This is a genomic window from Kribbella sp. NPDC050281, from assembly GCF_040655855.1.
In the GTDB taxonomy this organism is placed as follows: domain Bacteria; phylum Actinomycetota; class Actinomycetes; order Propionibacteriales; family Kribbellaceae; genus Kribbella.
On sequence record NZ_JBFAKS010000085.1, the window covers coordinates 1 to 9437 of the forward strand.

Sequence of the window (9437 nt, forward strand, 5' to 3'; positions counted from 1 at the left end):
TGGTGGTCGCGACCACCACGGCGGCGACCGCGCTGACCACCCGGGAACGGGACCAGGACATGGTGACTCTCCTTAGACTGATTGCCTCAACTAAGGAGAGCCTAAGCTAACCCCGAAGGCCCTGGCGACCCTGCGGGGATGTGAGTCAGGACTCGAACTTGTAGCCCAGACCACGCACCGTGACCAGGTGTTGCGGGTTCGACGGGTCCTTCTCCAGCTTCGAGCGGAGCCGCTTCACGTGCACATCCAGGGTCTTGGTGTCGCCCACGTAGTCGGCGCCCCAGATCCGGTCGATCAGCTGCCCGCGGGTCAGCACCCGGCCGGTGTTGCGCAGCAGCATCTCGAGCAGCTCGAACTCCTTGAGCGGGAGCCGGATCTCGGTCCCGGACACGGTCACCACGTGCCGCTCGACATCCATCCGGACCGGCCCGGCCTCCAGCGTGTCGGGCAGCAGCTCGACATCCTGGCCACGGCGCAGCACCGCACGGATCCGGGCCAGCAGCTCGCGCGGACTGTAGGGCTTGGTGACGTAGTCGTCGGCACCCAGCTCCAGGCCGACCACCTTGTCCACCTCGGTGTCCTTGGCGCTGACGATGATCACCGGGACGTTGCCCCGGCTGCGCAGGGCCCGGCACACTTCCGTGCCGGACAGACCCGGCAGCATCAGGTCGAGCAGGACGATGTCCGCACCGGCTCGGTCGTACTCGTCCAGCGCGTCCGGGCCGGTCTCCGCGACGGCGACCTCGAACCCTTCCTTGCGCAGGACGTACGACAACGCGTCGCTGTAGCTCTCTTCGTCTTCGACGACCAGCACTCGGGTCACGAAGCTGCCTCCTTGGTTCTTTCCGACGGGGTAGGCGTCAGATAAAGGGCCGGCTCGTCCTGGCTGGAGGAGTCGGTCTGACCCGCTGCGGGTTCGAGCCGCAGCGGGAGTCTCACGGTGAAGGTGGAGCCCTGGCCCTCGACACTCCAGACCCGTACGTCGCCGCCGTGGATGGAGGCGATGTGCTTGACGATCGAGAGGCCGAGACCGGTGCCGCCGGTCTCCCGGCTGCGGGCCCGGTCGACCCGGTAGAAGCGTTCGAAGATGCGCTCCAGGTCGCCGGTCGGAATGCCGACACCCTGGTCGCTGACGGTCACCTCGACCAGGTCCCCGATCGGGTGCGCGGCGACCGCGACCCGGGTGCCGTCCGGGCTGTAGTTGACGGCGTTCTCCACCAAGTTGCCGATGGCAATGGACAGCTGGTCCTCGCTGCCCATCACCTCCAGTTCGGGCTCGGTCTTCACCACGATCTTGATGTCGCGGTCCTCGGCGTCAACCCGGCAGCGGTCCACCGCGGCCTCGATCACGGCGTTGATGTCGACCGGGCCGGGGTTCTCCAGCGGGTCGTCGCCCTGCAGCCGGGACAGCTCGATGATCTCTTTGACCAGCCGGCTCAGCCGGGCCGCCTCGACCTGCATCCGGCTGGAGAACCGCTGCACCGCCTCCGGGTCGTCGGAGGCCTCCGAGACCGCCTCGGCCAGCAGGATCAGGGCGCCGATCGGCGTCTTCAGCTCGTGGCTGACGTTGACGGTGAAGTCGCGCCGGATCGCTTCCAGCCGGCGCTCCCGGGTCCGGTCCTCGACCAGGACCAGCACGAGTTGGCTGCCCAGCGGGGCCACCCGGGCGCTGACGTACTGCGTCGCACCCAGCCGGCCGCGGACGATCTCCAGGTCCTGCTGCCGGATCTCGCCGTCGCGGCGGACCGCGCGGACCATGGTCAGGATGTCGTCGACCACCAGGCGTTCGCCGCGGACGATGCCGAGCACGTGGGCCGGCGCACTCGCCTGCAGGACCTGGTCCTCCGGACCCATGACGACGGCGGACGAACGCAGTACCGACAGAACCGTGGCGACGCCGGTCGGGACGATCGGGTCCGGGGACTCCGGGATCTTGCGCTGGGCCCGCTCGCTGAGCATCATCGCACCGAGTGAAAGCAGAGCCAGGGCCGCGCCGATGACGCCGCCGAGCACCGCAGCCAGCGTGGGGTCCACGGCAACGATGCTACGCGGGCAACCAGCAGGGAAAGACCGAATGATCACCGGATGACCGGGACGCGACCTAACTGTTCATCAGGCGTTCACCACTCGTCGCCATCCGGCAACCTCGACGGCATACGGTCACCGTTGGGCGGGTACCGGGCCGGCACTGGCCCGCTCCGCCCCTCGCGGCAACCGGACACCAGAGATCGGAAACGAACACAATGCGTGACACCTACCACGAGCAGCTCGACGACATCCTCGCCGAGCTGGAACGGATGACCCGCACGGTGTCCACCGCCGTACGCCGCTCGACCTCGGCCCTGCTGGAAGCCGACATCCGGATGGCCGAAGAGGTCATCGCGTCGGACATCCAGCTGGACGCGGCCGGCGAGGGCGTCGAGGAGAAGGTCTTCGAGCTGATGGCGCGGCAGTCGCCGGTCGCCAACGAACTGCGGATGCTGGTCGCCGCGCTGCGGATGGTCGCCGACCTGGAGCGGATGGGCGACCTGGCCGCGCACGTGTCCAAGATCGCGCGGCTGCGCTACCCGTCGCCGGCCATCCCGGACGAGCTGCACGACGTGATCCAGGAGATGGGCACGGTGGCGGGCAAGATGGTCGACGCCGCCGGTGACGTGATCAAGAGCCGCGACGTCGAGGCGGCGAGCAGGCTGGAGTCGACCGACGACCAGATGGACAAGCTGCGCACCAACCAGTTCCGGCTGATGATGGACGACGCCTGGCCGCACGGCGTCGAGGTCGCGGTCGACATCGCCCTGCTCGGCCGGTACTACGAGCGCATCTCCGACCACGCGGTGTCGATGGCCCGCCGGGTCGTCTACCTGGTCACCGGCGAGCTCCCGGTCGCCATCGGCGGTACGGCGGCGGGCTCCGGCGCCGGCGCCTCCACGCCGAACCCCAACGGCACCAACTGACCCAGACACAACGGCGCCCCCGGCAGATAGTTGCCGGGGGCGCCTTTTACGTGCGGCGGCGAGGTTTCCGATAGCTTGCTCGGCATGGACGAATCTGTGACCGAGCGGCTGGTCAACACCGACGTGTCAGCCATGGACGGCGCCGAGATGCTCGCGCACCTCGACGCGGTGGAGCAGCAGCTGAGAATCCTCCAGAAGAGCAAGCTCGCTCTCCTGGAGGACAATCCTCAGCTGGTGGCTCGGAGTCCCGAGCTGCAGGCCCTGCTCGAGCAGCTTCGGGCAGAGGTCAGCGGCCCTGGTTCTTGACGGCTTCGATGGCTTCCTTGGCGGCGATCGGATCGAGGTACTCGCCGCCCGGAGTGATCGGGTGGAAGTCCTCGTCCAGTTCGTAGTACAGCGGGATGCCGGTCGGGATGTTCAGGCCGACGACGGTCTTCTCGTCCAGGTTGTCCAGGTGCTTGACCAGGGCGCGGAGCGAGTTGCCGTGGGCGGCGACCAGGACGGTCTTGCCGGCGCGCAGGTCCGGCACGATCGCGTCGTACCAGTAGGGCAGCATCCGCTCGACGACGTCCTTCAGGCACTCGGTCGTGGGCATGATGTCGGACGGGAGCCCGGCGTACCGCGGGTCGCCGGCCTGGTCGTACTCCGAGCCGCGCTCGATCGGCGGCGGCGGGGTGTCGTACGAGCGGCGGAACAGCATGAACTGCTCCTCGCCGAGCTCCTCCAGGGTCTGCTTCTTGTCCTTGCCCTGCAGGCCGCCGTAGTGCCGCTCGTTCAGCCGCCAGGACCGGCGGACGTCGATCCACTGGCGGTCGGCGACCTCGAGGGCGATGGTGGCGGTACGGATCGCCCGGCGCAGCACCGAGGTGTGCAGTACGTCGGGCAGCAGGTCGCGGTCACGCAGCAACTCGCCACCGCGCTGCGCCTCCTCGACGCCCTGGGCGTTCAGGTCGACGTCGACCCAGCCGGTGAAGAGGTTCTTGGCGTTCCAGTCGCTGTGGCCGTGGCGGAGCAGGATGAGGCGATAGGTCATGGCTCTCAGACTACTTGGGCTCCAGCCAGCCCTTGAAAGCGTCCAGGTTGCGGGTGGATTCACCGCGGGAGACGCGCCACTCGTACTCCTTGCGGATCGACGAGGCGAAGCCGAGTTCGAGGATCGTGTTGAAGGACGAGTCGGCGTATTCGAGCACCGCGCCGAGCAGCCGGTCCACCTCGGTCGGGGTGATCGCGTGCAGCGGGACCTTCCCGTCCAGGTGGATGTCACCCAGGTGGTCGACCGCGAACGCGACGCCGTACATCTTGAGGTTCCGCTCCAGCAGCCAGCGGTAGACGGCCTCGTGGTTCTCGTCCGGGTGCCGGGCCACGAACGCGTGCACCTGCACCGCCTGCGCCCCCACGATCAGCGAGACGGTGGTCTTCAGCTTCCGCTCGCCCGGCAGATCGGCGCTGAACTCCCCCGGACTCGTCTCGGTGAACTCGAGCTCGTTCTCGGTCAGCACCTGGCGGATCACGTCCGCCGCCGAAACTCTCACCCAGCCACCTCCGCGGCCAGCTCGGCCGCCATCGTGTCCGTGGCCGTGCGGTACGCGGCCAGCGTCTTCTTGGCGGTCAGTTCCCAGCCGAAGGCCTGCGCATGCTTGACCGCCGCCCGGCTCATCGTCTCGCGGGTGTGCGGATCCGTCGCGATCCGGGCCAGCGCGTCGGCGAACTCACCGACTCCGTGGCCTCGCACCAGCAGCCCGGTCTGCCGATCCACGACCGCGGTCGTCAGCCCGCCGACAGCCGCCGCGACCACCGGTGTACCGCAGGCCTGTGCCTCCAGCGCGACCAGCCCGAAGGATTCCGAGTACGACGGAACGCAGACAACCGATGCGGCCCGGTACCACTGGGCCAGGCCCGGCCGCTCCATCGGCTTCACGAACCGGGTCACGTCGTCGACGCCGAGAGCCCGGGCCAGCTCCGCGTGCGACTCCGGGTGCTCCATCCCGTTGCCGGACGGGCCGCCGATGATCGCCACGACCAGCCGGCTGCGCAGCGACGGGTCCTGCTCGAGCATCCGCGCGGCGGCCCGGATCAGCAGATCGGGCGCCTTCAGCGGCTGGATCCGCCCGACGAACGCCAGTACGACGGCGTCCTCGGGTACGCCGAGCTCCCGCCGGGCCGCGGCCTGGTCACCAGGGCTGAACATGTCCAGATCCACGCCTGGGTTGACCACACCGACCTTCGCGGGCTGAGCGCCGTACAGGGTGATGAGCTCGTTGGCCTCGTCGTCGGTGTTGGCCAGCAGCCGGTCCGCGGCCTCGACCACCTGCTCCTCACCCAGGAGTCGCGCCGGCGGCTCGGGTACGTCGTCCTCGGCCAGGCTGGCGTTCTTGACCTTCGCCATGGTGTGCATGGTGTGGACGAGCGGCACGGCCCAGCGGTCGCGGGCCAGCAGCCCGACCTGGCCGGAGAGCCAGTAGTGCGAGTGGATCACGTCGTACCAGCCCGGCTCGTGGATCGCCTCGGCCCGCAGTACGGCCCGCGCGAACGTGCACAGCTGGGCGGGGAGCTCGTTCTTGCTCAGGCCCTCGTACGGCCCGGCGGCGACGTTGCGGACCATCACGCCCGGCATCAGCTCGACCCTGGCGGGCAGCGCCGACGAGGTCGCCCGGGTGAAGACGTCGACCTCGATCCCCAGCCCGGCAAGCCGTTTGGACAGCTCCACAACGTAGACGTTCATCCCACCGGCATCACCGGTACCCGGCTGATCCAGCGGCGACGTGTGCAGGCTGATCATCGCGACCCGCCGAACGGGACGGTCAGCGGACGGTACGGTCACCTGGTCAGGGTAACTCCGCCCCGGTTTGGGAGAATCGGGGTATGACTTCCAGCAACAGCCGTCCTCTTGCCGTGGTGACCGGAGCGAGCAGTGGGATCGGGGCCGCCTCGGCGCGGTACCTGGCCCGCGAAGGGTTCGAGGTGGTGTGCGCGGCCCGCCGGCTGGACCGGATCGAGGCGCTGGCGAAGGAGATCGACGGGCGCGCGGTGCAGTGCGACGTCACCTCCGCCGAGGACGTGGCGGCGCTGACCGAGGCGGTCGGTCAGGAACTGCAGGTGCTGGTGAACAACGCCGGCGGCGCGTTCGGGTTCGAGCCGGTCGCGGACGCGGACCTCGAGGCCTGGCGGCAGATGTACGAGGTGAACGTGATCGGCGTCGCGGCGGTCACCAAGTCGTTGCTCCCGGCCCTTGTCGCCGGGAAGGGCACGATCATCGTGATGGGGTCGACCGCCGGTCAGGTCGCCTACGAGGGCGGCGGCGGGTACGTCGCCGCGAAGCACGCGGCCACGGCGGTCGTCGACACCCTGCGCCTGGAACTGTTCGACCAGCCGGTGCGGGTCTGCGAGATCGCCCCGGGCATGGTCCGCAGCGAGGGCTTCGCGCTGACCCGCTTCAGCGGCGACCAGGCCAAGGCCGACGCCGTGTACGCCGGAGTGGCCGAACCGCTCACCTCCGAAGACATCGCCGACATCGTCGCCTGGATCGCGACCCGTCCGTCGCACGTGAACATCGACCGGATCACGGTCCGCCCGCGCGCCCAGGCCGCGCAGCACAAGGTTCACCGGGTGCAGTAGAAGCGCCGTACCTCCCTGACGTGAGCGGCCTCACGGCCTGCCTGCTTGCAATTGCAAGCACTCTGCTAGCACACTGGACGCATGGCCAGGTTGAGTGATCGTGTCGCGGGTTCGGTGGGCTCCGTCGGGGAGTACCTCGCCGAGCAGCGGCGGAACGCGCAGCTGTCGTTGCGGCAGTTGTCCGACCTGGCCGGTGTGTCGAACCCGTACCTCAGCCAGATCGAGCGCGGCCTGCGGAAACCGTCGGCCGATGTGCTGCAACAGCTCGCGAAGGCGCTGCGAATCTCCGCGGAGACCCTGTACGTGCGGGCCGGCATCCTCGATCCGGACGACGGTTCCGACGGCCGGAGCGCTTCCGGTGTGGTCGACGCGGTGCTGCTCGATCCCGTCCTGAACGAGCGGCAGAAGCGTGTCCTGCTGGACGTCTACGCGTCCTTCGTCCGCGAGAACACGCCCTCCGACGAGCCGGCCGCGGCCAAGCCGACGGCCAAGAAGTCCCCGGCAAGCAAACGCACCACCAAGTAATCGCATCCTGCTGCAAACATCCGAGGAGAAGCCCCATGGCTACCCGTACGCCTGTCACCCCGTTCTACGCGATCGCCGGCGCCGGCGACCTCGCGGTGGAGAAGTTCCGCGCGGTCAGCGAGGACGTCACCGCCCGGTTCGCCAAGCTGGACCAGAAGACCCTGCAGACCGAGCTGACCAAGGCGCAGTCCGAAGTCACCAAGCGCTTCGACGCCTTCGTGGCCGACGCGAAGACCGCCCCGGCCAAGCTGCGTGAGCTGCCCGCCGTCGCGCAGGCCGGTTTCACCACCGTGCTCGGCCAGGCCGAGGAGACCTACGAGGACCTGGCCGGCCGCGGCAAGGACCTGGTCGAGCGGATCCGCAGCCAGAAGGCCACCGAGGACCTGGTCACTCAGGCCAAGACCACGGTGAGCAAGGCGAAGGCGACCCGCACCACCGCGAAGAAGACCGCTCAGACCGCGACCCGCACCGTGAAGGCGACCGCGACGAGCGCCCGCAAGACCGCGAAGACCGCCTCCAAGGCGGCCACGGACGCTGCCGACAAGGTCGGCGACTGACGGTAGTTTTCCGCACTGGGCGGCCCCGATCTGCGACCGAGCAGAGGTGGGCCGCCCGGTCTTTCGGTTAGGCTCGTGTGCATGCTCCCACTCGCCACGTTCCCGAACCTCTTTCCCGGGTTCGCAGGTCCGCTCGAGATCATCTGGTGGGTGCTGCTCGGACTCAAGCTGGTCGCGCTGCTGGACGCGGCGTTCCGGCCTCGGGCGGTGTTCGTCGCCGCGGACAAGCTGACCAAACCCGGCTGGATGCTGATCCTGATCGTGTTCACGCTCAGTCAGATCTTCCAGGGCTGGCTCAGCTTCTTCGGCCTGATCGGTATCGTCGCCGCCGGTGTCTACCTGGTCGACGCCCGGCCGGCCCTGCGCGCCGCCTCCGGCCGTGGCCGGGGCGGCTGGGGCATCCGGCGGCGCCGGGGACCGCGCCCCCTCTAAAAGCCTTACGAGCGGTAGACGATGACCTTGTCGCCGACATTGACCTCGTCGAACAGGACCTTGATCTTGCCCAGGTCCCGGACGTTCACGCAGCCGTGCGAGGCGCCGTTGTAGCCGCGGGCTGCGAAGTCCGACGAGTAGTGCACCGCCTGGCCGCCACTGAAGAACATCGCGTACGGCATCTTCGAGTCGTACAGCTTCGAGACGTGGTTCCGGCTCTTCCAGCCGACGGTGAAGCTGCCCTCGCGGGTCGCCGTCTTCACCGCGCCGAACCGGACGTCCAGCTGCATCTTCACCACACCGTCGACGACGTACCGCAGCTTGCGGCTGGTCTTGTCGATGCAGAGCGCCACGCCGGTCGCGCAGCGTGCGTCCAGCTTCTTGCCGTTGACCACCGGCGCCGGCGGGAAGAGCTCGGCCTGGGTCGGCTCGTGGGTGATCGCGGACAGCTTGTTCCAGGTGTTCTGGTCGACGTACCCGAGCTGCGGGATGCCCTTGGACTTCTGGAACTTCTTCACCGCGGACCGGGTCATGGTGCCGAAGTCGTTGTCCTGGTAGCGCTTCTCGAGCAGCTTCAGCTGGACCAGCCGGGCCTCGACCTTGCGCACCGAAGTGCCGGAGGAGCCGTTCTTGTACAGCGCCTTCGGGTAGATCGGCAGCTCGCCGCTGACCTCGAACGGCACCGTCTTCAGGTCCGTCGTGGTGGTCGGCGCCGCAGTTGCGCTCATTCCGAGACCAGCAAGTGCCGCAATCACGGCACCGGAGACGACACCGGCCAGCACGTTGCGAATGATCAGCGCGCGCATCGGAAACCCCTTTGGTAGACCCCGTCCTACCTACATAGGACGTCCTCACCGGTCTTTTGGTTGGCGGTCCAGCGTAGGTTGAGAACTGCGGATTGTGCAGCTTTTGTGAGCAAGTCGTGATCGGGGGAGCCGATGGAGATCGTCCTGAGTACGGCGGACATCACCACGATTCCAGCCGATGCCATCGTCAACGCGGCCCATCACGCACTGCGCGGCGGAGGCGGCGTGGACGGCGCGATCCACCGCGCCGGCGGGCCGGAGATCCTCGCGGAACTGGTCGAGCGGTACCCGAACGGAGCCGCGACCGGCGAGGCCGCTTGGACGACCGCGGGAGCCCTGCCGGCGTCGTACGTGATCCATGTGGTCGGGCCGAACTACACCGCGGGACAACGGGATCCGGCGTTGCTCGAGTCCTGTTACCGCAACGCGTTGCGGATCGCGGACGAGCTCGGTGCCAAGACTCTCAGCCTTCCCGCGGTGTCCGCGGGGATCTACGGCTGGCCGGCCCAGTCAGCGGCGGAGGTCGCCGTACGGACACTTCTCCGTAC

Annotated in this window: 13 protein-coding genes; 7 read left to right on the forward strand and 6 right to left on the reverse strand. The window is 68.5% G+C overall.

Annotation, left to right across the window (positions count from 1 at the left end):
- Positions 1-145 precede the first annotated feature (145 nt).
- Both AB0I34_RS43685 and AB0I34_RS43690 read right to left on the reverse strand, forming a co-directional pair.
- Positions 146-823 (reverse strand): response regulator transcription factor, encoded by a 678-nt coding sequence (locus tag AB0I34_RS43685; RefSeq protein WP_131353111.1) that lies wholly within the window; start codon positions 821-823, stop codon positions 146-148.
- Positions 820-2034 carry an ATP-binding protein gene (locus AB0I34_RS43690; RefSeq protein ID WP_360458512.1) on the reverse strand — a complete coding sequence of 405 codons (1215 nt, stop codon included), beginning with the start codon at positions 2032-2034 and terminating at the stop codon, positions 820-822. Before AB0I34_RS43690 ends, AB0I34_RS43685 begins: the two co-directional genes overlap by 4 nt.
- Positions 2035-2243: 209 nt before the next feature.
- On the opposite strand from AB0I34_RS43690, the gene phoU reads away from it, so the two are divergent.
- Entirely contained in the window at positions 2244-2954 is a 711-nt protein-coding gene (phoU, locus tag AB0I34_RS43695) for a phosphate signaling complex protein PhoU (RefSeq protein WP_360458515.1), read from the forward strand.
- Positions 2955-3038: 84 nt separating this feature from the next.
- Entirely contained in the window at positions 3039-3260 is a 222-nt protein-coding gene (locus AB0I34_RS43700) for a hypothetical protein (RefSeq protein WP_360458518.1), read from the forward strand.
- On the opposite strand, the gene AB0I34_RS43705 is transcribed toward AB0I34_RS43700, so the two are convergent.
- The 3 genes from AB0I34_RS43705 to mshA are packed head-to-tail and all read right to left on the reverse strand — an operon-like array spanning position 3241 to position 5733.
- A complete protein-coding gene (locus AB0I34_RS43705) occupies positions 3241-3987 on the reverse strand; it encodes a phosphoglyceromutase (RefSeq protein ID WP_360458520.1) in 747 nt (248 codons plus the stop codon). The genes AB0I34_RS43700 and AB0I34_RS43705 overlap by 20 nt on opposite strands.
- A 10-nt stretch (positions 3988-3997) precedes the next feature.
- Positions 3998-4486, reverse strand: coding sequence for a YbjN domain-containing protein (locus AB0I34_RS43710; RefSeq protein WP_131353116.1), 489 nt, complete (start codon positions 4484-4486; stop codon positions 3998-4000).
- Positions 4483-5733: a D-inositol-3-phosphate glycosyltransferase gene (gene mshA / locus AB0I34_RS43715; protein WP_360458537.1), complete on the reverse strand. Its 1251-nt coding sequence runs from the start codon at positions 5731-5733 to the stop codon at positions 4483-4485. The genes AB0I34_RS43710 and mshA overlap by 4 nt, the downstream gene beginning before the upstream one ends.
- 83 nt (positions 5734-5816) lie before the next feature.
- Between mshA and AB0I34_RS43720 the strand changes: the two genes are divergently transcribed.
- The 4 genes from AB0I34_RS43720 to AB0I34_RS43735 all read left to right on the forward strand — a co-directional run bounded on the left by AB0I34_RS43720 (position 5817) and on the right by AB0I34_RS43735 (position 8083).
- Complete coding sequence (locus tag AB0I34_RS43720; protein WP_360458523.1) at positions 5817-6569, forward strand: SDR family NAD(P)-dependent oxidoreductase; 753 nt, start codon at positions 5817-5819, stop codon at positions 6567-6569.
- Positions 6570-6650: 81 nt separating this feature from the next.
- Positions 6651-7094, forward strand: coding sequence for a helix-turn-helix transcriptional regulator (locus tag AB0I34_RS43725; protein WP_360458525.1), 444 nt, complete (start codon positions 6651-6653; stop codon positions 7092-7094).
- Between the two features lie 35 nt (positions 7095-7129).
- Positions 7130-7651, forward strand: coding sequence for a hypothetical protein (locus AB0I34_RS43730; RefSeq protein ID WP_360458528.1), 522 nt, complete (start codon positions 7130-7132; stop codon positions 7649-7651).
- A gap of 81 nt (positions 7652-7732) precedes the next feature.
- Complete coding sequence (locus AB0I34_RS43735; protein WP_131353121.1) at positions 7733-8083, forward strand: DUF2516 family protein; 351 nt, start codon at positions 7733-7735, stop codon at positions 8081-8083.
- 5 nt (positions 8084-8088) lie between these two features.
- Here AB0I34_RS43735 and AB0I34_RS43740 read toward each other — a convergent pair whose 3' ends face one another.
- Positions 8089-8889 (reverse strand): L,D-transpeptidase family protein, encoded by an 801-nt coding sequence (locus tag AB0I34_RS43740; RefSeq protein ID WP_360458531.1) that lies wholly within the window; start codon positions 8887-8889, stop codon positions 8089-8091.
- Positions 8890-9021: 132 nt separating this feature from the next.
- On the opposite strand from AB0I34_RS43740, the gene AB0I34_RS43745 reads away from it, so the two are divergent.
- The coding region (locus tag AB0I34_RS43745) for a macro domain-containing protein (RefSeq protein ID WP_360458534.1) at positions 9022-9437 on the forward strand (416 nt) is incomplete at its 3' end.